The sequence below is a fragment of the Microbulbifer variabilis genome (genome assembly GCF_056232115.1).
On the sequence record NZ_CP174325.1, the window covers coordinates 329,781 to 354,572 of the forward strand.

General features: G+C 52.3%; 19 protein-coding genes and 1 other RNA gene. All 20 read right to left on the reverse strand.

From position 1 onward, the window contains the following. Positions 1 to 3: 3 nt before the first annotated feature. The 20 genes from argJ to rsmI all read right to left on the reverse strand — a co-directional run bounded on the left by argJ (position 4) and on the right by rsmI (position 24,782). Complete coding sequence (argJ, locus tag ACJJI7_RS01425; protein ID WP_444901093.1) at positions 4 to 1,206, reverse strand: bifunctional glutamate N-acetyltransferase/amino-acid acetyltransferase ArgJ; 1,203 nt, start codon at positions 1,204 to 1,206, stop codon at positions 4 to 6. Between the two features lie 234 nt (positions 1,207 to 1,440). After that, entirely contained in the window at positions 1,441 to 4,185 is a 2,745-nt protein-coding gene (secA, locus tag ACJJI7_RS01430; RefSeq protein WP_020412632.1) for a preprotein translocase subunit SecA, read from the reverse strand. Positions 4,186 to 4,348: 163 nt separating this feature from the next. After that, the gene (locus ACJJI7_RS01435; protein ID WP_020412631.1) at positions 4,349 to 5,284 is read right to left on the reverse strand and encodes a M23 family metallopeptidase; all 936 of its coding nucleotides are present in this window, start codon (positions 5,282 to 5,284) and stop codon (positions 4,349 to 4,351) included. Positions 5,285 to 5,475: 191 nt separating this feature from the next. Continuing rightward, the gene (lpxC, locus tag ACJJI7_RS01440; protein WP_020412630.1) at positions 5,476 to 6,387 is read right to left on the reverse strand and encodes a UDP-3-O-acyl-N-acetylglucosamine deacetylase; all 912 of its coding nucleotides are present in this window, start codon (positions 6,385 to 6,387) and stop codon (positions 5,476 to 5,478) included. Between the two features lie 392 nt (positions 6,388 to 6,779). Next, complete coding sequence (ftsZ, locus tag ACJJI7_RS01445; RefSeq protein ID WP_020412629.1) at positions 6,780 to 8,009, reverse strand: cell division protein FtsZ; 1,230 nt, start codon at positions 8,007 to 8,009, stop codon at positions 6,780 to 6,782. A gap of 88 nt (positions 8,010 to 8,097) precedes the next feature. Continuing rightward, a complete protein-coding gene (ftsA, locus tag ACJJI7_RS01450) occupies positions 8,098 to 9,333 on the reverse strand; it encodes a cell division protein FtsA (RefSeq protein WP_020412628.1) in 1,236 nt (411 codons plus the stop codon). 111 nt (positions 9,334 to 9,444) lie between these two features. Beyond that, entirely contained in the window at positions 9,445 to 10,254 is an 810-nt protein-coding gene (locus tag ACJJI7_RS01455) for a cell division protein FtsQ/DivIB (RefSeq protein WP_353376034.1), read from the reverse strand. Positions 10,255 to 10,260: 6 nt separating this feature from the next. After that, on the reverse strand, positions 10,261 to 11,724 hold the full coding sequence (gene murC, locus ACJJI7_RS01460) for a UDP-N-acetylmuramate--L-alanine ligase (protein WP_020412626.1): 1,464 nt from the start codon (positions 11,722 to 11,724) through the stop codon (positions 10,261 to 10,263). Positions 11,725 to 11,753: 29 nt separating this feature from the next. Further along, on the reverse strand, positions 11,754 to 12,851 hold the full coding sequence (gene murG / locus ACJJI7_RS01465) for an undecaprenyldiphospho-muramoylpentapeptide beta-N-acetylglucosaminyltransferase (RefSeq protein WP_444901092.1): 1,098 nt from the start codon (positions 12,849 to 12,851) through the stop codon (positions 11,754 to 11,756). Next, complete coding sequence (gene ftsW / locus ACJJI7_RS01470) at positions 12,851 to 14,074, reverse strand: putative lipid II flippase FtsW (RefSeq protein WP_444901091.1); 1,224 nt, start codon at positions 14,072 to 14,074, stop codon at positions 12,851 to 12,853. Before ftsW ends, murG begins: the two co-directional genes overlap by 1 nt. Beyond that, positions 14,071 to 15,450: a UDP-N-acetylmuramoyl-L-alanine--D-glutamate ligase gene (murD, locus tag ACJJI7_RS01475; RefSeq protein WP_020412623.1), complete on the reverse strand. Its 1,380-nt coding sequence runs from the start codon at positions 15,448 to 15,450 to the stop codon at positions 14,071 to 14,073. Before murD ends, ftsW begins: the two co-directional genes overlap by 4 nt. A 6-nt stretch (positions 15,451 to 15,456) precedes the next feature. After that, the gene (gene mraY / locus ACJJI7_RS01480) at positions 15,457 to 16,542 is read right to left on the reverse strand and encodes a phospho-N-acetylmuramoyl-pentapeptide-transferase (protein ID WP_020412622.1); all 1,086 of its coding nucleotides are present in this window, start codon (positions 16,540 to 16,542) and stop codon (positions 15,457 to 15,459) included. Next, the gene (locus tag ACJJI7_RS01485) at positions 16,542 to 17,921 is read right to left on the reverse strand and encodes a UDP-N-acetylmuramoyl-tripeptide--D-alanyl-D-alanine ligase (RefSeq protein WP_444901090.1); all 1,380 of its coding nucleotides are present in this window, start codon (positions 17,919 to 17,921) and stop codon (positions 16,542 to 16,544) included. The genes mraY and ACJJI7_RS01485 overlap by 1 nt, the downstream gene beginning before the upstream one ends. Next, a complete protein-coding gene (locus ACJJI7_RS01490; protein WP_020412620.1) occupies positions 17,918 to 19,447 on the reverse strand; it encodes a UDP-N-acetylmuramoyl-L-alanyl-D-glutamate--2,6-diaminopimelate ligase in 1,530 nt (509 codons plus the stop codon). Before ACJJI7_RS01490 ends, ACJJI7_RS01485 begins: the two co-directional genes overlap by 4 nt. Further along, entirely contained in the window at positions 19,444 to 21,204 is a 1,761-nt protein-coding gene (locus ACJJI7_RS01495; RefSeq protein WP_282952652.1) for a peptidoglycan D,D-transpeptidase FtsI family protein, read from the reverse strand. The genes ACJJI7_RS01490 and ACJJI7_RS01495 overlap by 4 nt, the downstream gene beginning before the upstream one ends. Before the next feature lie 179 nt (positions 21,205 to 21,383). After that, entirely contained in the window at positions 21,384 to 21,659 is a 276-nt protein-coding gene (gene ftsL, locus ACJJI7_RS01500) for a cell division protein FtsL (RefSeq protein ID WP_020412618.1), read from the reverse strand. Between the two features lie 5 nt (positions 21,660 to 21,664). Beyond that, complete coding sequence (gene rsmH, locus ACJJI7_RS01505) at positions 21,665 to 22,597, reverse strand: 16S rRNA (cytosine(1402)-N(4))-methyltransferase RsmH (RefSeq protein ID WP_444901089.1); 933 nt, start codon at positions 22,595 to 22,597, stop codon at positions 21,665 to 21,667. A gap of 12 nt (positions 22,598 to 22,609) precedes the next feature. Further along, positions 22,610 to 23,053: a division/cell wall cluster transcriptional repressor MraZ gene (gene mraZ / locus ACJJI7_RS01510; RefSeq protein ID WP_282953554.1), complete on the reverse strand. Its 444-nt coding sequence runs from the start codon at positions 23,051 to 23,053 to the stop codon at positions 22,610 to 22,612. Between the two features lie 462 nt (positions 23,054 to 23,515). Beyond that, positions 23,516 to 23,869, reverse strand: an RNA gene (gene rnpB / locus ACJJI7_RS01515) — RNase P RNA component class A. Positions 23,870 to 23,939: 70 nt separating this feature from the next. After that, a complete protein-coding gene (gene rsmI / locus ACJJI7_RS01520) occupies positions 23,940 to 24,782 on the reverse strand; it encodes a 16S rRNA (cytidine(1402)-2'-O)-methyltransferase (protein WP_444901088.1) in 843 nt (280 codons plus the stop codon). Between the last annotated feature and the right edge of the window lie 10 nt (positions 24,783 to 24,792).

The following is a 24,792-nucleotide window of genomic DNA, read 5'->3' on the forward strand; positions in this document are numbered from 1 at the left end:
TCCTCAGGTACGGTACTCGGCGTTGATGGTGACATACTCGTGGGAGAAGTCACAGGTCCAGACATGCTCACTACAGTTGCCACGGCCCAATTCTATTCGAATAGTAAATTCAGGCTTGGAAAATACCTGTTCACCCTGCTCTTCAAGATAATTTACTGAGCGCCCTCCGGCCTCCACCACCTGTACCTGATCCAGGTATATATTGACCTTGGTGGTATCCAGACTTCCCGGGATTGCATTACCAATCGCCATCACCAGGCGCCCCCAATTGGGATCTGAGGCATAGAGCGCGGTTTTTACCAGGGGGGATTCGCCAACTTCAAAAGCAACACGCAATGCCTCTGCGCTACTCCCAGCACCCTCAACCTGTACAGTGACAAACTTGGTTGCACCTTCACCGTCTTTAACAACCGCCTTCGCCAGCTCTATGTGCAGCTGGGTAATGGCCCCCATCAGCGCGGAATAAGCCCGATCTTCGCTGTTTTCAATCTGGCTGCCAGTCGCTCCTGTAGCAATAAGCACACAGGCATCATTAGTTGAGGTATCCCCATCCACACTGACCCTGTTAAAAGAAGCATTCACCGCTTCCTTAACCATCTTATCAAGCAGAGGTTGTGCAACATGCGCATCTGTAGCGACATAAGCCAACATAGTCGCCATATTTGGCTGGATCATGCCGGAGCCTTTGGCGATACCGACGACAGTAATCTCTTCGCCACCAATCTCCAGGGTTCGGCTCGCTGTTTTTGGGTGAGTGTCCGTGGTCATAATGGCCTTCGCAGCACCGTCCCATCCACTATCTGACAGCTGCTCGGCAGCACGGGGAATCGCATCCAGCAAACGCTGGAGCGGCAGATGTTCACCAATCACACCAGTACTAAATGGCAGCACTTGCTCAGCACGGATATTGATCGCCCTGGCCACGGCCTCACAGCAGGCCTGGGCATCACTAAGCCCTCGACTCCCGGTGGCCGCATTGGCATTGCCCGCATTGATCAGCAAAGCGCGCACGTTTCCTTTGGAAATATGTTCCTTCGCCACAACCACAGGCGCTGCGCAGAAAGAGTTCTGGGTAAAAGTGGCTGAAACCGAGGCCTCTTTAGAGATTTCGATCAAAAGCAAATCGTCACGCTGCCAGTCCTTTATTCGAGCTGGAACACTGGCGAGGCGGACCCCTTTAACTGGGGGGAGTAATGAGCTAGACATAACAGTAAGACTTTTGCGCCAACTGGGAGCAAGCGCTCTCGGAGGCCAGTAGTGATTAAAAGAGCGTCATTATTAAAGCGTAACGAAGATTGGGCAAGATAAATTCAGGGCTTAATGCGGATTCAAAGTATCTAGCCGCAGAATATTTTGAAAAGAGATAAAAAAGACCCCACTCATGGCGGGGTCTTTGCGGGCTAAATGCCTCTATCTACGCGCTAAAACTCGTCCAAGACGTTAGCTTTGCGGAGAGGAAGCCAGCTTGCCGTGGCACTGCTTGTATTTCTTACCGGAACCACAGGGGCAAGGATCGTTACGGCCTACTTTTGGCCCGCGACGCTCAGGCACAGACGCTGCCTGTGGCTGTGGTTCGCTCTCGGGCAAGGCGGAAGCCGCGGCATGCTGCAAGTCCAGTTGTTGCTTGCGCTGCTCTTCCAGGCGCTGCTGCTCCAATTCATCCATTTGCTCGCGGGTCATCGGCTCTACATGGGCGAGGATTCGCACCACTTCGTGCTTGAGGTTTTCCAGCATGCTCTGGAACAGGTGGAAGGACTCACGCTTGAATTCCTGCTTGGGGTTCTTGTTGGCATACGCACGCAGACCGATGCCAGCCCTCAGGTGGTCCATGCTGGAGAGGTGCTCTTTCCACAGCTGGTCCAGCACCTGTAACATAATCTGACGCTCGACTGTCGGCATCAAATTTTCATCACCAGAGGATTCACTGATACGCGTGACCTTGGTTGCATAGGCTTCCTGGGCTGAAGCAATCACTTTCTCGCGCAAGCTCTCCTCATGCAGAGTACGGTCTTCATCCAGCCACTGCTGTACCGGCAACTCGATACCCAGCTCTCCCGCCAGCTGTTTCTCCAGTGCAGGAATATCCCACTGCTCTTCAACACTCTGCGGGGGCACCGAGGCAGAAATGATTTCATTGACAACATCTTCACGAATCGCACCAATGGTGTCACTAATCTGGTCCGCCTCCAGCAACTCATTACGCTGACTGTAAATGACCTGGCGCTGGTCATTGGCCACATCATCGTATTCCAGCAACTGCTTGCGGATATCGAAGTTGCGACCTTCAACGCGACGCTGGGCCTTTTCGATAGCGTTGGAAACCATGCGATGCTCAATAGCCTCACCGCGCTCCATACCCAGCATCTGCATAAAGTTTTTCACCCGGTCAGAGGCGAAAATACGCATCAGATTATCTTCAAGAGACAGGTAGAAACGGGTTACACCCGGGTCACCTTGACGCCCGGCACGACCGCGCAACTGGTTATCGATACGACGGGATTCATGGCGCTCGGTACCGATAATATGTAAGCCACCGGCTTCGATTACCTGGTCATGACGCTTCTGCCAATTTTCTTTTACTGCAGCAATCTCATTCTCTGCCAGCTCACGGCCCTTCTCTTTAGCCTGTTCCGCAGCTTCGGCTTCCCAGTTCCCCCCCAGGACAATATCAGTACCACGACCGGCCATATTTGTGGCAATCGTAACTGCACCAGGGCGGCCAGCCTGGGCAATAATCTGCGCTTCGCGCTCATGGTATTTTGCGTTCAGGACCTGGTGCTGGATACCGGCCTTTTGCAGCATGCGGGACATTTCTTCAGAGGTTTCGATAGACGCTGTACCGACAAGGATCGGCGCCTGCTTTTCACGGCAGAACTTCACATCCTCAATGATCGCATCCATCTTCTCTTCTTTGCTCAGGTAGACCAAATCGTTGAGGTCTTCCCGCTGGATATCTTTGTTGGTCGGGATTACTACCACATCCAGACCGTAAATCTGCTGGAATTCGAAGGCTTCGGTATCGGCAGTACCGGTCATACCGGAAAGCTTTGGATAAAAGCGGAATAAATTCTGGAAAGTTGTAGAGGCCAGAGTTTGGCTCTCACTTTGGATCTGAACGTTTTCCTTCGCTTCCAACGCCTGGTGTAAACCTTCAGATAAACGACGGCCTGGCATGGTACGGCCAGTATGCTCATCAATCAGCACCACCTGGCCATTCTGCACGATGTAATCCACATCTTTATTAAACAGTACATGCGCACGCAGAGCCGCGTGAACATGATGCAGCAAGCCCAGGTTACCGGGCGCATAGAGGGACTGATCTTCTTTCATCAGGCCACTGCGGGACAGTAACTCTTCGATCAGCAAATGGCCCTGTTCAGTCAACTCTACCTGGCGAGTCTTCTCGTCTACCGTGTAGTGACCTTCCCCCCCCTCTTCCGCACGCTCAAGCTGAGGAACCAGCTTGTTCATGGCCATATAAAGATGGGAGGAATCCTCCGCGGCACCGGAGATAATCAGCGGCGTACGCGCCTCGTCGATGAGGATCGAGTCTACCTCGTCGACAATCGCAAAGTTTTGCGGGCGCTGGGTGCGATCCTCTTTACGCAACACCATATTGTCACGCAGGTAATCGAATCCGAATTCATTATTGGTGCCGTAAGTAATGTCAGCCTGATATGCAGCTTTCTTATCATCCGGGTGCTGCTGGGAGACAATGACACCCACGCTCATGCCCAGGAATTCGAAGACAGGGCGCATCCAGTTGGCATCCCGGGATGCCAGGTAGTCGTTTACCGTAACAATATGCACACCCTTGCCTTCCAGTGCATTCAGGTAAGCTGGCAGGGTCGCTACCAGTGTCTTACCTTCACCGGTACGCATCTCTGCGATACGGCCTTCATGGAGAGTCATACCACCAATCATCTGCACATCAAAATGACGCATACTCAAGGTGCGACGGCCGGCCTCACGCACCGCAGCGAAAGCCTCCGGTAACAGCTGGTCCAGTGTTTCCCCATCCGCTATGCGCTTTTTAAATTCATCTGTTTTGGCGCGAAGGGCCGTGTCATCAAGCTTCTGGAAATCCTCTTCCAATGCATTGATCTTTTCCACGATCCGTCGCATACGCTTCAGCTCGCGGTCATTTTTTGAACCAAAGACCGATTTAATCAGTTTGCCAATCATTATCTAGAAACCACTTATCTTATGTGCGCTGTCGGCGCCAATTCTGGGCAGATTGTTGCACCGACACTCCTTTATGCGTGGGGTGCAAGTAAACAGGAAGGCGCAACCGCTGGCAACTCTTATGCCAAGCTGCCGGCAATTACGCGTAAAGGAAGAATAGTTGTTATCTGCCTGTGCGGCGGATGTAGCTGGCCGGGTCGACCGTGCGATTATTCTTAAAGATTTCGAAGTGAACATGTGGGCCGGTAGAGCGACCGCTAGAGCCCATCTGGGCAATAACCTGCCCTTTTTTTACCACATCACCGAGGCCAACCTTAAGCTCGCTATTATGGCCATAGCGGGTTGAATAACCATTGCCGTGATTTATTTCTACCAACTGGCCATAGCCATGGCGCTCATCTGCCCAAGTCACCACACCAGCAGCGACGGAAACCACATCGGAGCCCATCTTGCCAGCAAAATCAACACCCTTATGCCAAGTACGGCGCCCAGTGAATGGGTCGGTACGATACCCATAACGGGAAGACATCCAACCCTTGGTGATCGGACGTCCGGCAATAAACTGCTCGTCCTCAAGCTTCAGGTTGGCCATCAGGGACTCAAGGGTATTGAGCTGCATCTGGCGATCGTCAACCTGATGCGACAGATCACCAATAACATCGATAAATTCAGGGGGCTGATAGGGAAGTTCAGAAGCGCCAGCAATGCCCGGATCTTCAGGTCCACCTATAGCAGGCGCCGCGCTGAACTCGAACTCACCTTCATCGAGATTGGCGGCCGCAGTGAGTCGCTCACCGAGGGCATCCAGACGGGTAAGGCGGGCCTGCAGCTCAGCCAGCTTCACCGTTAAGGCCACCAGCTGTTCACGTGCCTCCTGATCAGCCTCCGCAATCTCTTCCTGCTGCTTGCGCAGAGCGCGTTCCCAAGCTTTAGCAGTGCGCGCATCAAACAGGTCTGTTTTAGCCACAGGCAGGTTTGCACCGAGAAAAAAAGCACCTACCGGAAGGCCGAGCAGGCACAAGCTCAGTAGAGCTTTGCTCAGGCCACCGAAATTGAAACTGCGGGTTGCACCGCGCTCATTGACCAGGATTACTTTCATAGTAAGCGGAAGAAGTTCGACATATTCTAATTTTGATCACCACTGATATGAGACGTTATCTGTACGCTACACCTCATGCCAATCATCTGGCGACTTCAATTAACCCAAGGATACCAGAATTGCCAATAGCTTCTCTGTGAATCAGGCACGTAAAAAAGCCGGCAATGTCGTGCCGGCTTTTCGCGAGAGGATCATACTGCCAGTATTGGCTTTATGTAGGAGATAGGAGCCTCCTGCTCACCCTCAAAGGTCACCATTTCCCAGGCATCCTTCTGGGTCATCAGGTGGCGTAGGGACTTATTATTCAATGAGTGGCCAGATTTGAATGCCTTGAACTCACCAATCAGGCTGGTGCCCAGCAGGTACAGATCACCAATAGCATCGAGAATTTTGTGTTTCACAAATTCGTCTTCGTATCGTAACCCACCCTCATTCAGAATACGGTACTGGTCGATCACAATAGCATTATCCACTGATCCACCCTGAACCAATCCTTTGGAACGCAGGTATTCAATTTCGTGCATAAAACCAAAGGTGCGTGCCCGGCTCACTTCTTTAACAAAAGAAGTGCTGGAAAAATCTACAGAAGACGTCAGGTTACGCCCCTGGAATACCGGGTGATCAAAGTCGATCGTAAAGGACACTTTGAAGCCGTCAAATGGCAGGAAGCTGGCAACTTTGTCGCCTTCCTCAACTGTAATTGGCTTCTTGATACGCAGGAATTTCTTCGGCGCGGACTGCTCCTGAATACCTGCGGACTGAATCAGAAATACAAACGGGCCTGCACTACCATCCATAATCGGCACTTCCTGGGCAGACAGCTCAACAACCGCATTATCGATGCCGAGTCCAGCCATGGCCGAGAGAAGGTGCTCAACGGTAGCAATACGTACATCACCCTTTACCAGGGTAGTGGAAAGGAGGGTATCCCCAACATTCTCTGCACGGGCCTCTATTTCAACCACCGGGTCCAAGTCGGTTCTACGGAACACGATGCCGGTGTCTACGGGCGCTGGTTTAAGGGTTAGGACAACCTTTTTACCAGTGTGCAGACCTACGCCAGTGGCGCGAATAGCATTCTTAAGCGTGCGCTGTTTGATCATGAAACTATCTTTTCCCAGTCGGTGGTCTACGCCTAATGCGCAGCAAGCCGCCGATATTAGCATAATTGCGACGCCAATACCAATTATGAGGGGGTGGTCACTACAACATCCGCCACCTACCTTAAAGGATAGCCCAAGCAAAGATTGGAGCGCCACATCCTAGTCGCTAAGACAGCATTCTAAGATCTCAAACTCCATGAGCACTGTAAAAAATTGTTAATTATCTTATTTTTTTCGACCTGCCAGTCTAAAAGATTCCCAAGGAAGCCTTATTTAAAAAACTGCTTACACTAAAATCCGAGCAAACTCAGGGTGAGCCGCACCACAGAAGCGACACCCGATCCGGGAATCGGGCGGACATGAGCGGTGTACTGCCACTGTGGTGCCGACACTTAATCTGCCTGGCGGCGGAGGAAGGCTGGAATATCCAGGTACTCCATATCCGCATCAGCAGGATTCAGTGCAGGTGCTGGTCGCTTGGGACGCTCAACCTCTACACGGGGGCGAGGGTCAGTAGCTTCACGGGACACCAGACCAGCTGCGCCATGGCTCTCTCGCATATCGCGGGACTCACGAGGCTCACGCACCTCTCGCGCATCTGCGCGGCGAGCGTTGTCCACCACCTTAGCAGGGCGAACTGCCGGGGTACCCTCCCCCAAACCTGCTGCCACAACGGTTACTCGCATCTCATCTCCGAGCTTGTCATCCACCGCGGTGCCGATCACAACAGTAGCTTCGTCGGAAGCGATTTCCTGAACAATCTCACCAACCTCTGAGTACTCACCCAGAGTCAGCTCCTGACAGCCGGCTTCTTCGCTGCCGGTAATAATATTCACCAGGATACCGCGGGCACCGGACAGATTCACGTTATCCAGTAATGGGCTGCGCACAGCTTTTTCCGCTGCCTCTCGGGCACGGTTTTCACCGATAGCGGAACCGGAGCCCATCATCGCCATGCCCATCTCAGACATAACTGTGCGCACATCGGCAAAGTCCACGTTCATAATACCGGGGCGGATCATCAGATCAGCAATACCCTGTACCGCACCAAGTAAAACATTGTCAGCCTCTTTGTAGGCAGACTTCATAGTGATCTTGCTGCCCAATACTTCCAGCAAGCGATCATTAGGGATGGTAATCAGGGAGTCGACTTTATCGCGCAGTTCAAGAATACCTTCCTCGGCAACTACAGTGCGCTTACGCCCTTCAATTTTAAAGGGGCGGGTAACAACTGCGACGGTGAGAATACCTAATTCTTTTGCAATTTCAGCAACAATTGGGGCACCACCAGTACCAGTACCACCGCCCATACCTGCGGTGATAAATACCATATCTGCACCTGTCAGAACCTCAGCGATGCGATCGCGATCTTCCAGTGCTGACTGACGGCCAATATCGGGATTGGCTCCAGCACCCAAGCCGCGGGTAATGGTGTTGCCAAGCTGCAGGATTGTTTGCGCCTGAATATCTTTCAGTGCTTGGGCGTCAGTGTTTGCGCAGATAAAGTCCACACCCTCCACGTCGTTGGCCATCATATGCTTAACAGCATTGCCGCCACCGCCGCCGACCCCTATTACCTTGATGACAGGTTTATCCTGTACGCTATCAACTAGCTCGAACATCGCTGTTCCCCTTTCTTGCTCATGTCGAATTTTACAGCCACGCCTAAAAAAAATCCCTTATGGGACGGCTAATTCTGGTTGCACGCTATTACAAATTACCGCGAAACCAGTGCTTTACTTTATCCCACCACGGATTATCGTTACGCGCAGGCTGCATTCTGCCCTCTGCAGCCTCTTCCTGCTGCATCGCATACATCAATAATCCAACTCCAGTGGAGTAAATTGGATTGCTCACAATATCAGTCAATCCAGAAATTCCCTGAGGTACTGCAAGCCTCACCGGCATATGAAAAATTTCCTCAGCCAGCTCAACTGCACCCTCCATTTTTGAAGAGCCTCCAGTCAAAACTACACCTGCTGCGCACAGGTCCTCAAAACCACTGCGACGTAATTCTGCTTGAACCAAAGTAAACAGTTCGTCGTAACGCGGTTCCACGACTTCAGCCAACGCCTGCCGAGACAAATCCCTGGGCGCTCTATCCCCAACGCTCGGCACCTTGATGGTCTCACCTTCCCGCGCAAGCTTTGCCAGGGCGCAGGCATATTTAATTTTCAGATCTTCTGCATGCGGTGTCGGAGTACGTAAGGCCATAGCAATATCATTGGTGACCTGATCTCCCGCAATGGGAATGACACCCGTATGGCGAATCGAGCCACCGGTAAAGACTGCAATATCAGTGGTGCCACCACCGATATCCACCATGCACACTCCCAGCTCTTTTTCATCTTCAGTCAGTACGGCATAACTGGAGGCCAATTGCTCCAAAATGACATCCTCAACCTCAAGGCCACAGCGACGGATACATTTCTCAATATTTTGAGCTGCATTAACAGCACCGCTGACAAGATGTACTTTCGCTTCCAGTCGCACGCCAGACATACCCAGCGGCTCCTTCACTCCTTCCTGGTTATCAATCAGGTACTCCTGAGGCAGTGTATGTAGAATTTTCTGGTCAGCAGGAATAGCCACTGCCCGAGCCGCATCAATTACCCTATCGAGATCCTGCTGGGTTACTTCCCGGTCTTTAATGGCAACAATACCGTGGGAATTGAGACTGCGAATATGGCTGCCGGCAATCCCGGCATAAACTGAGTGAATCTCGCAACCAGCCATTAACTCTGCTTCTTCTACTGCGCGTTGAATGGACTGCACCGTTGACTCAATATTGACTACTACACCCTTTTTCATTCCGGTGGAACGGTGGGAGCCTATACCGACAATATTGAGTTCACCATTCGCCGAGACCTCACCGACAATGGCGACTACTTTAGATGTGCCGATATCCAGTCCTACAATCATGCGCTGATCGGATACTTGTGTCATTTTTGTTCCAACCTCGCTCGGCTGCGTCCAGGGTCTGTTTATTCATTCCACCTGGATACAAGCCTCGCCTTTAAACTTTACTTTCAACAGCAGCTCTCGCTGCATCCCTGTTTACTTTTCTTCGTTCTTCCACTGAACCGCAACCGCGTTACCATAACGGGTATCCACCCCCGCTATCTTATGTAAATGCGGCGCGAGCAAGCCACGACTCAGGAAAAGGAAGCGGTTAACCCGCTCCAGTAACGCATCATGCCCGAGTTTTAATTCAATTCCCGACACTAACTCCAGGTGCCAGCCGCCAAGGTCATCAAATGACAAGCGTTTTACTTCCATATCCCGCGTAGTTAAAAGACCCGCGAGAGCCTGGTATTGAGACATAATTTGTCCAACCAGCTCTTCGTCCCCAGCAAGTTCAGGTAATGCACCGAGACGCATATGCGCTGGGCGCGGTAGTAAAGCTCCACTAGCTACCAGTAAGTGCGCTTTACCCCAAACCGCTAATGGCTGAGCCTCTGTCACCTCAACCACAACACCCTTAGGCCAATGACGGCTAATCGACACCGAAGTAATCCAGGGGTTGGCCATTATCGCAGAGCGCATCGCCCGAATATCTGCGGAAAAAAAACCAGCCTGGAGATAGGGCAACAAAATTTCTTTTAATTGCTCCTCAGACACCGCATTAAAAGTGCCACGAACCTCAACCTGCTCCAGTGTATCCACTTCACTCAGCTGGATTGCTGGTAGGCGCTGCCATAACCACAATCCTCCACTGCCAAGCCCAATAACCAAGCCTGCCACCAGTAATAACAGCAACCAGGGACGCCAGTTAATTCTGCCTGTGCTGCCGTCGCCCCCCATGGGGCTAGCTCCGCGAATAGGCTTATCTTTCTTTCGCGTTAGCTTTTTTTTTGCAGACTTCACCGTACCTTAAGCCTCGGAAGTCTTCTCGCCCAGGCGCCACTGTGCCAACTTCTGGGACAAAGCTCCGACATTCCCGGCCCCCTGAGTCAAAACTATGTCTCCCGGCTCCAACAAATCCGCCAACACTGGTGGAACCTGATCGATGGTCTCAGCAAATATTGGATCAACTTGACCGCGATTGCGCAGGCTGCGTGCTAAGGTACGACCATCAGCACCTGGGATTGGCGATTCACCCGCGCTATATACATCCAACAAAATTAGTTTGTCCACCTCTGACAGAACCTGAACAAAGTCTTCGAAAAGATCCCGGGTCCGCGTATAGCGATGGGGCTGGTAGATCATTACCAGTCGCCGTTCAGGCCAACCATCACGCACAGTCTTGACCGTCGCAGCAACCTCTCGAGGGTGGTGGCCATAATCGTCCACCAGCATCACTTTTTCTGCGCTACCGTCGTCACTAACTGAGAAATTTCCGTAGATTTGGAAGCGACGCCCCACTCCCTGGAAACCATCCAGCCCTTTGCGGATAGCCTCATCACTGACACCCTCATCAGATGCAACGGCTATCGCTGCAGTAGCATTGAGTACGTTATGGATACCTGGTGTATTGACTGATACCCGCAACAAGTCACCACCAGGGCGCTGGACAGTAAAGTGGCTTCTTAAGGGTTCCTGGTTTACCTCGACGATACGGAAGTCATTGCCCTCAGAAAAACCGTACGTGAGCACTGGGCGTGAAAACTTCGGTATCACTTCCTGCACGTTTGCATCGTCACCACAGACCACGGCAAGACCATAAAATGGCAGGTTGTGAACAAAATCGATAAAGATCTGCTTCACTTTTTCGAAGTCGCCGCCGTAAGTTTCCATATGATCCGCATCAATATTGGTAATTACGGTTACCATAGGCTGCAGGTGAATAAAGGAAGCATCGCTTTCATCCGCCTCAGCAATCAGGTATCGGCTTTCACCCAACGCCGCGTTAGCTCCAGCTGCATTGACCAAACCACCAATAACGAAGGTGGGGTCTTTTTTATCTGCGGCAAAAATCGCAGCAATCAAACTGGTTGTCGTAGTTTTGCCGTGAGTCCCAGCAACAGCAATCCCATAGCGATAGCGCATTAGCTCACCAAGCATCTCTGCCCGACGCACCACCGGAATACGCTTGTTATGGGCAGCAATCAACTCAGGGTTATCCCCATGTACTGCTGACGAATTCACTACAACGTCTACGCCCTGAATATTTGCCTCACTGTGCCCTATCTGCACTTCGACACCGAGTTTACGCAGCCTCTCTGTCACCGGTGACTCACGCAAATCAGAACCGGAAACCTCATAGCCCTGGTTCTGCAATACTTCTGCGATGCCGCTCATTCCAGCACCACCAACCCCAATAAAGTGGATACGGCGGATGCGGCGCATCGCAGGAACAGCGTAACTTTTATCTGCGTTTGTACGCTCAGAAGACATTCTCTTAACCTTCGTCCACTTACTATTAATTATCTGGCCAAAGCCAGTTCTTCACTGCAGGCAGTCACTACCTGCTCAGTCGCATCCGTTTTAGCTGCGCGCCGTGCGGCCTCAGCCATCTCCAGTAGTTTCTTTGGGCTCGAAAGAAGTTCCTGTAACAACATGGAAAGCGCCTGTACATCCATTGCGTTCTGTTGAACCACAATAGCCCCCCCCGCACTTTGCAACCACTCCCCATTACGTGTCTGGTGGTCATCAATAGCAAATGGGAAAGGAACCATAATTGCGCCTACTCCTGCGGCGGCAATTTCAGATACAGTTAAAGCACCTGCCCGGCAAATAATCAGATCCGCTGCGCTGTAAGCTTCAGCCATATCTGAAATAAAAGGTACAACCTCAGCTTCTATGCCTGCAGTGCGATACGCTTCCTGAGCCAAGTCCAAGTGGCGCTCGCCCGACTGATGTACTACTTGCGGCCGCAGAGAAATTGGTAATTGAGCTATCGCCCTGGGCACCAGCTCATTAATAGCCACTGCTCCCAGGCTGCCTCCCAGCACCAGCAAGCGCAAAGGTGACTCTGTACCTATACGCAACTGAGGCTCCGGTAAGGAGGCAATCTCACTGCGCACAGGGTTGCCGACCTGTACAGCACCGGGCAGGCCACTGGGAAAAGCTTCTAATACCCTGTTGGCAATTCGGGATAGTAAACGATTAGTAGTCCCCGCCACTGCGTTTTGCTCGTGGATAATCAGCGGAACCCCACAAACCCTTGAAGCCACACCACCAGGGCCTGTCGCGAACCCTCCAAAACCGAGCACCAAGTCTGGCTGTACTTTTTTAATCACTGCGCGCGCCTGAGAAACAGCGCGTATTATCTGTAATGGTGCCTTTAAGAGGGCCAGTTTACCTTTACCACGTACCCCCTCCACTCGAATAAAATGTAGCGGGATATCCGCCTCGGGAATCAAACGCGCTTCTATTCCGCGCTCGGTGCCTAACCATTCAACACTGGCACCCTGATCATGCAAGGCCTTAGCCACCGCCAATGCGGGAAAGACATGCCCTCCGGTACCACCTGCCATTACCAAAAATTTCTTGCCGGGAAAAATCTTTTCGCTCTGGGACATTACACTGCCTCCCCATGGGTCATGGTGCCGCCGGAACGTGCCAGGCCGAACATTGGTAGCTGCCTGAAAAGACCGAGGGCTGCATTACCACCATCTGATTGCGTGTGCAATTCACTGCGAATTCTCAATGCCAATCCAAGTAGCGCACAGCAAATTATTAAACTGCTACCACCGGAACTGACGAAAGGTAAGGTCAGTCCCTTGGTTGGTAATAAACCCGAGGCCACCCCCATATTTACAAAAGCCTGTCCAGCCAACTGCACAGCCATACCAAAGGCCAATAGTGCTGCGAAGAATTTCTGCTGAGTCAAAGCCGTACGTACAAGACGCAGTAGCGAGTAGGTCAATGCCACAAAAAGACCAACTACCACCAGGCCGCCAACCATGCCCCATTCCTCGGCAAGGATGGCGAAAATAAAGTCGGTGTGCGCCTCGGGAAGATAAAATAGTTTCTGCACACTATTACCAAGACCTACACCAAACCACTCTCCCCGACCAAAAGCGATTAACGACTGGGTCAACTGGTAGCCACTGGCAAACTGGTCGCCCCAAGGGTCTAAAAATGTCAGTAGTCGCTGCAAGCGGTAGGGACTCGTGAGAGCCATCAAGGCAAGTCCACAGGCCGCTGCCGCTACCAGCAGGAATGTGTGTGGCAACCGAGCCCCACCCAAAAAAACCATTGCAAGCACTGTACCGGAAAGCACTACCACAGAACCAAAGTCCGGCTGTAATAACAGCAATAGTGCAACAGTGCCTAAAATAACCACCGGAACCATAAAACTGCTCCAGTGATGCAACTGCTTGTTACGGCGAGTCAAAAAGCTCGCAAAAAATACCAGCATGCAAAACTTGGCCACTTCGGCAGGCTGGATGGTAATCCCGGCAAGAACCAACCAGCGACGACTACCATTTACTTCACGCCCAATACCCGGCACCAATACGACAATCAGTAACAGGCAGGAAAACAGTAAAAGCGGCCATGACAAGCGCGACCAAATAGCCAACGGAATCTGGCTCACAACCAGTGCCACCACAGCACCTATCGCCAGGAATGCCAAATGCCTCTTAAGGAAATACCAGGGATCCGCATAAATATCACTCGCAAACGCGATAGAAGCAGAAGCGACCATCACCACTCCGATACTGACCAGTGCCAGTACACTGAGCGGCAATAGGGCATCGAGGAAATCTCGGCTATTTGAAGGTGCCGGGAGTTCGTTCATCCGGCCCCCCCAGCTTCACAAAGTGCGAGAACCGAATTGCGGAAATCATCGCCTCGGGCTTCAAAATTACGATACATATCAAAACTGGCACAAGCCGGCGACAGCAATACGTAGTCACCATTATGCGCCAGCCTTCGAGCCTGAGCGACGGCATCCACCATAGATTCAGCCCGACAAATTTCACACTCGTCTGCAAAACTTTGAGCGACCTTATCGCCATCGGCACCAATAGAAACCATTGCACGCAGTGTATTTACACTGCTGCTCAATGCAGAAAAGTCAGCGCCCTTGCCATCGCCACCAGCAATCAATACTATTTTACGGCTTTCCGTTGCCAGGCCATCCAGCGCCGCCTGGGTTGCGCCCACATTCGTACCTTTGGAGTCATTGACATAAATAACCCCATCCAGGTCGGCCACCCGCTCACATCGATGTGGTAACCCTCGGAAGGTCTTCAGCACTCCAAGCATTGCCTGCATAGGCAATTCAACAGCATTACCCAGTGCGAGCGCTGCGAGAGCATTGGCAACATTGTGCTTGCCCACCATGGCCATTGCTTCTATCGGCAGCAGTCGCTCAGTACCCTGAACCAGCCAACCCTGCCCATCGACAATACGCACACCAAACTGATTAAGATCAGGCTGGTCCAGGCCAAAAGTCCACTCACGTCTCTCTCGTGACAAGGGCCCCTGAGTGAGGGGGTCAGCGCGATTGACAACAAATTGTTCAGCACCGCGATAAACCCGCTGCTTGGCCCGGTGGTACTCCACCATACTGGGGTAGCGGTCCATATGGTCCGCACTCATATTCAAAATCGTGGCGACAGTTGCCGCTAGCGAATAGGTCGTCTCCAATTGGAAACTGGAAAGCTCCAAAACGAACAATTGCGGCAAAGGCTTCTGAAGTAAATCCAATACCGGTACGCCAATATTTCCCCCCACACGCACATCGACACCTGCCGCCTCAGCCATCTTGCCAAGTAAGGTGGTTACCGTGCTTTTGCCATTGGAGCCGGTAATTGCCACTAGCTTTGCGGTAGACTTTTCACGTATAAGCGCTTGGGCAAATAACTCAATATCCCCAATCACGGGAATACCCTCGGCCACAGCTTGTTGCAACACAGGCTCAGCCAGGGCAACGCCTGGGCTGGCAATAATTAAGCTGGCTGCAAGCAGTGTGTCTGGACGTAACGCTCCGGTTTCCACCGGCACTTGCGGAAACTCTTTATAAAAAGCATCTAATCCCGATGGCTTTTCACGACTATCGACAACCACAGGTGTGTGACCGTGACGCAGCAGATAGCGCACCACCGATTTTCCGGTAGCGCCAAGACCAATTACCACTTTCTGTTGCGAAGAAGTCGCGATCAGGCTCATTTGTTTTTATCTAAGCTTGAGTGTTGCCAACCCGGCTAATACGAGGATCACAGTGATAATCCAAAACCGCACAATTACGCGTGGTTCCGGCCAACCTTTTAATTCAAAATGATGATGCAGCGGTGCCATGCGGAAAATACGCTTACCAGTCAGTTTGAATGACGCCACCTGCAGGATGACAGAAACTGTTTCCATTACAAAAACGCCACCCATAATGAACAGTACAATTTCATGCCGCGTAATTACCGCAATGATTCCCAGTGCCGCACCCAGTGCCAGCGCACCCACATCTCCCATAAATACCTGGGCGGGATAGGTGTTAAACCATAAAAAACCGAGCCCGGCGCCACACAGAGCCGCACAAAACACTGCCAACTCCCCAGCTCCGGCAATTGCGGGAATATGCAGATAATTGGCAAACTCAACATGCCCAGATAAGTAAGCAATAATTCCCAGGGCTCCGCCTACCATTACCGTTGGCATAATGGCTAGACCATCCAGGCCATCGGTCAGGTTGACTGCGTTACTGGAGCCGACTACGACAAAGTAAGTCAGTAAAATAAAGCTCACTGGCCCCAGGTTAATGGCAACATCCTTGAAAAAAGGCACAAAAAATTGAGTTTCCGCCGGGCTTGTTGCACTCATATAGAGATAAATCGCAGCGCCCAAGCCAGCAATGGATTGCCAGAAATATTTCCACCGGGCAATTAAGCCGCGAGGGTTCTTATGTACAACTTTTTTATAGTCATCGACAAAACCGACAGCACCAAATACAAAGGTAACCAACAGGGTTACCCATACGTAGCGGTTACCCAAATCCGACCACAATAGTGCAGAGGAAAAAATAGAGGCAAGTATCAGTGTACCGCCCATAGTGGGTGTACCCGATTTACTTAAGTGGCTCTGAGGGCCATCGTCACGGATGGCTTGCCCAACCTGTAAATGATTGAGCCAGTTGATCATGCGCGGCCCAACAATCAGGGAAATTCCCAAGGCAGTAAGTGCTGCCAGAATTGCGCGCACAGTTAAATAATTGAACACCGCAAAGGTGCTCACATGTTGTTGTAATAATTCCGCCAGCCAAAGCAGCATTACATCTCCCCTCTGCTGTTGCCAAGCAGTGCCTGCGCTACCAGTTCCATTCGAGCGCTGCGAGAACCTTTCACCAGTACGGTAGTATTGTTGTCAAGCTCTTGAGTCACAGCCGCGATCAGCAGCTCTCTTTCCCGGTAATTGCGCAGAGACTCATGGCGCCCCTCGATAAAAGCCATACTGGCGGCAGTACCCAGCGGCCCAAAAGTAAATAGCGCATCAAGCCCCCGCTTGCGCGCTAGGGCACCGACACCACGGTGCATATCCTCGGCGTCAGGGCCCAATTCACCCATATCGCCCAATACCAAAATTTTCTTACCCGGCCGTTGCGCGAGCAGCTCTATAGCGGCCCCTACTGAACCCGGGTTTGCGTTGTAGCTATCATCAATCACCGTCGCTCCGGCGATGCCTGGCTGCTCCTGCAGACGCCCGGATACCCCGCTGATATTTGCCAGCCCCTGAACAATTTCCGCAGCCGGGATGCCTGCGGCAAAAGCGCAGCCGGCAGCAACAAGGGCATTGTGAACGTTATGCTCGCCCAGTAACTGCAACTTAACTGGGTGCGTAACACCCTCAATAACCAAGTCAAATGCGGCGCAGCCGGTTGCATCCAACTCAATATTCTCAGCGTACAGCGCACACTGATTGGAGAGACCTATCTCCAAAGTGCGCACACCTTCCGGCATGCGCTGCCGCCAGTAATCCGCATAGTTATCATCGGCATTGATAATTGCAGTACCACCAACTTCCAGACCTGAGTAAATCTGCCCTTTTGCCCTAGCAATGGCATCCACCGAACCAAAGCCTTCCACATGGGCAGGCATCACATTATTGACTGCGCTGACCAGAGGCTTGCCGATACCGCACAAATAACCGATGTCATCAGGCCCGCTGGCCCCCATTTCCAGAATCAGTACATCGTGCTGATCAGAAAGGCCAAAGAGGGTCATTGGCAAGCCGAACTGATTGTTCAAATTCCCCCTGGTCACACAGGGCGTGTGGCGCTGAGAAAAAATAGCCGAGAGCATTTCCTTGACGGTGGTTTTGCCACAAGAGCCAGTGATAGCAATTACCGGTCCCGTAAACTGTTCGCGGCACATCAGGCCAATCTGTCCAAGGGCTACAGTAGTATTCTCCACCCTCCACTGCGGCAAGCTGCAACCGGGGACTTCGCGATCAACCACTAACCCCAATACCTGGCCATCCAACTCGCCTACAAAATCATGCGCATCGAAGTTCTCACCCACTAATGCCACGAACAAAGCTTGGGGATTGAGTTTCCGGGTATCAGTAAACACCTGCGAAAACTTCACGGAACCGTTAACCAGCTCACCGCCAAAACGGGCCTGTAAATCCTGCAGGGACAAAGACCTGATCACTGGGTTTCTCCCTCCATACCCTCAGCCTGCGCAGACTTGCCAGCGCGCAAACGCAGTGCTGCCGCAGCATGTTCTCGATCGCAGAAATGAATTTTTTCACTACCGATAATCTGGTAATCCTCGTGACCTTTGCCTGCAATAAGGACGATATCCCCCGGTTGTGCCGCTGCGACAGCTTGGGCGATAGCTTTGGCACGATCGATTTCCACTTCAATATTATTGGCGGCGCCTTCAAGAATATCGTCGATAATTTTTTGTGGTTCTTCACTGCGGGGGTTATCGCTGGTCACAATTGCACGATCGGCCATCTCTGAGGCAATGCGCCCCATGGATGCACGCTTGCCGCTATCCCGGTCGCCACCACAGCCAAACACGCAGAGTAAATTGCCTCGGCAGTATGGGCGGGCAGCAGCCAAGGCAGCGCGCAGAGCATCCGGGGTGTGGGCATAATCCACTAACACTCCCACTTCATCCGCCCCCTTTACCTGTACTCGCTCCATACGGCCAGGCACCGCTTTTATAGTGGGAAAAACGGCGAGAATTTCCTCAAACGGCATGCCTGCAGATGCCGCCGCTGCAACTACCGCGAGTGCATTGTAAATATTGAAATCCCCGATCAGGGGCGCGTTTAATTCACCACGCCCCCAGGGTGAATCGAGTTCAACAGAAAAGCCCTTTTCATGACGGCAAAGATCGGTCACATGCAGGTCACCAGCTTGCAGTCCGTAAGTCAGCACACGCAGGCCGCGCAATTTACAGCGCTCTGCCAGCTGGGCACCAAAAGGGTCATCCAAGTTGATAATGCCGCGTTTCAGCTTCGGTAGCCCGAACAGTTTTTCCTTGGCAGCACCATATGCAGCCATATTGCCGTGGTAATCCAAGTGGTCGCGGGAAAGGTTGGTGAATATAGCCGTATCAAAAATCAGACCATGCACACGCCCCTGGGAAAGGGAGTGGGAGGAAACCTCCATTGCCGCAGCTCGTACTCCACGATCCCGAAAATTGGCAAAGTCTGCCTGCAGATACACAGGGTCTGGCGTTGTGAGCCCAGTTTCCTGTAACTCAATTTCCCCGTCATTCCAAATACCATTACCAATGGTGCCAATCACAGCGGCGTTGCCAAAATGATGGGCCAATAATTGAGAAGTCAGGTAGGCACAAGTAGTCTTACCATTAGTACCGGTCACCCCAACCAGATGCATTTCTCCACTGGGGTTTCCATGAAAACGCGAGGCAATCTCACCAACACGCTTGGCCAAACCCGGCACACTGACAATCTGAATGTCACCGCGGCTTTTACATTCCAGTGTATCGCCATCAGCTAGCACTGCTGCAGCGCCAGCCTCAATTGCAGAGTCAATATATTCTCGCCCATCTACGATAGAACCGCGCAGCGCCATAAATACATCGCCGGCTTTTACCTTGCGACTATCCAGGGCAACGCCACTAACGGCAATATCGGGGATACCCGCATAACCTGGCACTAATTCCTGTAGGGAAATAAATTGTTTTTCGCGCTGAGTCACGATTTTGAACCTCTCTCGCTTAACTGCGCGGCCAGCTGTCGTTCCGCTGGCTCCACTTGCTCTGGCGGTACCTGCAGCAGGCGCATAGCTCCAGCCATTACCGATCCGAATACCGGTGCCGCCACTTCACCACCGGAATACTTGTCATGGCTGAGATCATCAATAACTACAACCGCAGCCAGGCGGGGTTTGTCAGCAGGGATAAAGCCAGCAAATACCGAGCGGTAACGACTATCTTCATAACCTCTGCGGCCGACTTTGTGCACCGTGCCGGTCTTACCAGCAACACGATAACCGTCCACCTTGGCTCGACGCCCCGTACCACTAGCACCAATAACCGTCTCCAACATGGCGGTTACCTGCTGCGCCAGCGGCCCTTCAATCACCCGTTCGGGCTCAACATCGACTTTATCCCCAGATAACACTAGGGAGACTGGCCGCTTGAGCCCGGCATTGGCCAGCACGCTATAGGCCTGAGCCAACTGCACAGCATTTACTGTTAAACCGTAGCCGAAGGCAAAATTGGCCCGCTCGATTGGGTGCCAGCGACTACGGCTTGGCAGAATGCCCGGTGTCTCTCCAGGAAACCCACTGCCAACTGCCTCTCCCAGGCCCAGGCGGTAAAAGAGTTCCCGTAGCGAATTTGGTTCCAGATCCAAGGCAATTTTTGTGATACCAACCTGGCTCGACTTGGTGATAATGCGAGTGAGATCCAACTTGCCATAATTAACCGGGTCAACAAGGGTTTTGCCTGGCACACGTATATAGCCGGGACTGGTATCAATCTGGGTGTGAGGTTTGTAGCGCCCGGTTTCCAGAGCAGCTAACACAGTCAAGGGTTTTACCGTGGAACCGGGCTCAAACTGGTCGATTAGGGCGCGATTACGCATGGCTGAGGCCTTCACGCCTTTGCGGTTGTTGGGATTAAATGAGGGCTGGTTGGCCATCGCCAACACATCGCCACTATGGGTGTCGAGAATCACCATAAAACCCGAGGCAGCACCATTTTCAGCAACAGCTCGCTTTAACTCACGATAAGCCAGGTATTGCAGGCGCATATCGATGGACAGGCGCAAATCCTGGCCTGGCTGTGCTTCTCTCTGAATGGCCAGCTCCTGGACAGTGCGGCCTTTTAGATCCTTTACTACTTGCTGTGCACCAGGTTGGCCAGAAAGCCACTTATCGTAGGCCAGCTCCAGACCCTCCTGGCCACGATCATCAATATTGGTAAAACCCAAAAGTTGGGCAACCACCTCCCCAGCAGGGTAAAAGCGTCTGTATTCTTTCTTGCTATAAACCCCAGAAAGCCCGAGATCCAGTACCTTGCCGGCCTGTTCAGGGGTCAAGTGACGGCGCAAATACATAAACTCTTTATTGCGGTACTTTTCCAAGCGCGTGGCAAATTTAGATGGCTTTAACTCAAGGGCCCGGGCCAACTCATCAAGCTTTTTAATACCACTTTCTTTCAAAAGCTTGGGGTTTGCCCACAAACTATGCACCGGTGTGCTGACCGCTAGTAGTTCGCCGTTGCGGTCGACAATGGAGCCCCTATAAGCAGCGATTTCCTCCGTGCGAATAGTCCGCGCACGCCCCTGGTCCTGTAGAAACTGATAACCGCGTTCTGCAGCGGGCACAACCTGCAAGCGCGCCAGATGTAGCACCAAAGCCACTGCAAGCAGGCATAACAGAGCTGCCACCAGCACAAAACGCCAGCGGGCAATTCCCGGTTGAACTTGCTTTTTCTTGATTGCGCCCATATTTTTCCAGTTGGCGTTATTTTTTCACTTTGAAATCAAATTCCTTCAGGGCTCTCTTGAACAACCCGCCTAAAACCCTTTACGCTCAAAATTCTTATGCTTATTTTGGTGCCACTCTTCAAAGCACAAAGACATACAAACCACGGGGCCTAATCTATTAAGGCTTGTAGTTCTTAATATCAATCCACCGTTACCAGCACCTGATCAGATGGAGCTGGCACATGCATTTTTAATTCTTCGCGAGCTACCTTTTCCACGCGGCTGTAGGCAGACCAGGCTCCTCGCTCCAACAGCAAACGCTCCTGCTCATAGCGCAATTCATCCTGAGCTTTTTGTGCTCTACCCAATTCAGCGGTCAGTTCTCTGCTGCGCTGGGTTGAATAAACTACAGACAGGGCTGAAGCCATCGCGGCCAACCACAAACACCCGAGCCCGATCAAAAGTTTGCCCCGCATTGCTATCAGTTCCCTGACAGCTTTTCCGCAACCCGCATTACCGCACTGCGCGAGCGCAGATTCTCATCCACCTCAACTTCATTGGCTTTCACTGCCTTACCCAGAGAGCGCAGAGACCTGGCGATCTGACTATCCATTACCGGCAGCCCCCGGGGCAGTTGCGGGCCACGCTCCTTCTCGCGAATAAAGCGCTTGACCATGCGATCCTCCAGCGAATGGAAGCTGATAATGACCAACCGCCCTCCCGGAGCCAGCAGCTGCAGGGATTTATCCAACGCGCTCTGCAAATCATCCAACTCGCCATTAACATGGATACGAATTGCCTGAAAAACCCGGGTGGCGGGATGCTTGCCTTTCTCCCAGGCGGGATTGGCCGCTTTGACTACTTCCGCTAAATCTAAAGTTCGCTCAAAGAGCTTTTCCACCCGGCGGCGCACGATAGCGGCAGCCATACGGCGAGCGAAACGCTCCTCCCCATACTCTTTGAAGACCCTGGCCATTTCAGCCTCATCTTCGGTATTCACCCATTGTGCTGCGCTGAGACCACGACTGGTATCCATGCGCATATCCAGTGGCCCATCCTGCATAAAACTAAAACCGCGTTCAGCTTGATCCAGCTGCGGGGATGAGACGCCCAAATCCAATAAAATGCCGTTGACCCGCCCCGACTGCTCAGCCGCCGCACTGTCCATATCGGCAAAAGAGCCGTGCCAGATCGAAAAACGTGAATCAGACTGAAAGCGCTGATGGGCGTATTCAATCGCCTGTGGATCCTTATCAACGGCCAGCAAACGTCCCTTGGGACCTAGCTGTTCCAAGATTGCGGCACTGTGGCCACCACGGCCAAAAGTCCCATCGATATAAAAGCCGTCTGGATCAGTAATCAGGGCGTCCACGGCCTCGCGCAGTAACACACTGCGATGCAATTCTTGAGACACCCCGTGTACTCCTTATAAAGAGAGGGATGCCATTTCCTCTGGCATTCCCTCCTCATCTTCACTGTCATCGAGCCAGGACATCCAGCGTTCCTCGCTCCAAAGTTCTAATTTTTTTCCCTGCCCTACCAGCATCAGCTTCTTTTCCAGCCCGGCGTATTCACGCAAGGTAGGTGGGATCAATACCCGGCCATTACCATCCACCTGCAATTCGCAGGCATAGCCAATTAAAAGACGCTGGGCGCGGCGCGCCACTTTATTAAAACTGGGTAGGGACTCTATCTTTGGTAAAATCTGCTGCCACTGGGGCGCAGGGTAAACCAGCAAGCAGCGCTCCTCTGTATGCGCAGTAATCACCAAACAACCGGCGCAGTCATCCAGCAGCCGGTCGCGGACCCGCGCTGGTATCGCCAGACGCCCCTTGGCATCCATATTGATTGCATGGCTACCCAAATACACTTTGAGATTTTCACTCGCTATCAATTACGCCTATCGCTGCGAACTGCACCTTTGCAGGTTGCTAGCGGGAAAACCCAAACTTTATTCGCGCAATGTAAACACCCACTTACTGGCTGCGAATAAACCACAAAGTTCCACGATTTTCCACTTTTTCCCACCTTTGACACTATAAAACTGGGTATCGCAAAGTCAAGGAAATCGACCCCAAAGTCCCCATAAACCCCAGTAAACTCGCGGCTTACAGAATAGATTTGGCGAGTGGCGCCAATATCATCTTCACATATCAACAAATTAGTGCGAGTACTCACTCACAAAATGATCGACTATTTTAAACTAACAATCCAAGTCGTGTGACACACGCCACATAGTCGCACTGCAGCCTCGCCACATGAATTAAGCGTCAAAAACAGGGTTCTGGATTTATAGAAAAGAGAAAACCCGGCACTTGCCGGGCTTCGGGAATGGATGAGCTGGCCTATAAGCCGGGTTCTGTCGAGGACAATCATTCATCTGGGATGCCTGTCACCAGACACCTCAAGCGACCTACCCGCCCTCAGTGCGGGTCACACCTATAGAGGGCCTATTTGGTCTTGCTCCGAACGGGGTTTACCATGCCGCGGACTGTTACCAGCCGCGCGGTGCGCTCTTACCGCACCCTTTCACCCTTACCTGTGCTTCCGAAGAAGCCATCGGCGGTCTACTCTCTGCTGCACTTTCCGTAGGCTCACACCCCCCAGGCGTTACCTGGCGTTCCACCCTATGGAGCCCGGACTTTCCTCCATCACACAAGGTGACAGCGATTGCCCGGCCAGCTCGCGGCGAAGAGTAATGAGGCGACAGCGGGATTGCAACAGGCAAAGCTTAATTACAAAGAAAAGCCCGCGCCTTATTTCTGCTGCAAGCTCCAATTGTAAAGCTCTTTCTTGTTAACGCCGGTAATTTCCCCAGCGATAGCCGCAGCCTTCTTGGGCGGCAACTCCGCAAGGAGTAGCGACATCACTCTCTGCGCCTCCGCATCCAGCTCATTGACTAGGCGACGCTCGGCTCCGCGTACCAGCAGGACAATTTCGCCACGCCGCTGATTAGCATCCGAGCGCACCCAGCTGACCAGCTCACCGAGCGGCATAAGGCGGAAAGTCTCGAATGCCTTGCTAAGCTCACGAGCAATTACTGCTTCACGCCCAGCACCAAACACTTTTGCCATTGCTTCAAGGGTATCCGCAACTCGATGTGGCGCCTCGTAAAAAACCAGCGTGCGGGTAGCACCAGCTAACTCTTGCAAAGCCCGCTCCCGGGCTCCGGCCTTGGCCGGCAGAAACCCCTCAAAACTGAAGCGATCACTAGGCAAGCCTGCAGCACTCAAAGCAGCTACAAAGGCGCAGGGCCCAGGTATCGGCGCTACACGGATTCCCCGCTCACGCGCCTCTCGCACCAAACGATAACCTGGATCTGAAATAAGAGGGGTACCCGCATCAGAAATCAGCGCCACCGTCTGCCCCTGCTCAAGCCGCTGCAAAATCTGGCCAGTGCGCTTGTCATCAGAGTGGTCGTGATACGCCATCAAGGGCGTTTCAATATCGAAATAGGAAAAGAGTCTCTGACTGTGACGTGTGTCCTCCGCCGCAACCAGGTCGGCACATTGTAGAACTTCAACAGCTCGCGGTACCATATCGGCCAAATTACCAATAGGCGTAGCGACAATATAAAGCATCGCCTGATCCGGCCCCATAGTTGTTCAC

Excerpts from the sequence above, each read along its gene's own strand:
- murC (WP_020412626.1), bottom strand. The coding sequence starts at position 11,724 with ATGTCTTCTGAGCGTACAAACGCAGATAAAAGTTACGCTGTTCCTGCG.
- lpxC (WP_020412630.1), bottom strand. The coding sequence starts at position 6,387 with ATGATCAAACAGCGCACGCTTAAGAATGCTATTCGCGCCACTGGCGTA.
- ACJJI7_RS01495 (WP_282952652.1), bottom strand. The coding sequence starts at position 21,204 with ATGGGCGCAATCAAGAAAAAGCAAGTTCAACCGGGAATTGCCCGCTGG.
- ftsL (WP_020412618.1), bottom strand. The coding sequence starts at position 21,659 with ATGCGGGGCAAACTTTTGATCGGGCTCGGGTGTTTGTGGTTGGCCGCG.
- secA (WP_020412632.1), bottom strand. The coding sequence starts at position 4,185 with ATGATTGGCAAACTGATTAAATCGGTCTTTGGTTCAAAAAATGACCGC.
- ACJJI7_RS01435 (WP_020412631.1), bottom strand. The coding sequence starts at position 5,284 with ATGAAAGTAATCCTGGTCAATGAGCGCGGTGCAACCCGCAGTTTCAAT.
- murG (WP_444901092.1), bottom strand. The coding sequence starts at position 12,851 with ATGTCCCAGAGCGAAAAGATTTTTCCCGGCAAGAAATTTTTGGTAATG.
- mraY (WP_020412622.1), bottom strand. The coding sequence starts at position 16,542 with ATGCTGCTTTGGCTGGCGGAATTATTACAACAACATGTGAGCACCTTT.
- murD (WP_020412623.1), bottom strand. The coding sequence starts at position 15,450 with ATGAGCCTGATCGCGACTTCTTCGCAACAGAAAGTGGTAATTGGTCTT.
- argJ (WP_444901093.1), bottom strand. The coding sequence starts at position 1,206 with ATGTCTAGCTCATTACTCCCCCCAGTTAAAGGGGTCCGCCTCGCCAGT.
- ftsW (WP_444901091.1), bottom strand. The coding sequence starts at position 14,074 with ATGAACGAACTCCCGGCACCTTCAAATAGCCGAGATTTCCTCGATGCC.
- rsmI (WP_444901088.1), bottom strand. The coding sequence starts at position 24,782 with ATGGGGCCGGATCAGGCGATGCTTTATATTGTCGCTACGCCTATTGGT.
- ftsA (WP_020412628.1), bottom strand. The coding sequence starts at position 9,333 with ATGACACAAGTATCCGATCAGCGCATGATTGTAGGACTGGATATCGGC.
- ftsZ (WP_020412629.1), bottom strand. The coding sequence starts at position 8,009 with ATGTTCGAGCTAGTTGATAGCGTACAGGATAAACCTGTCATCAAGGTA.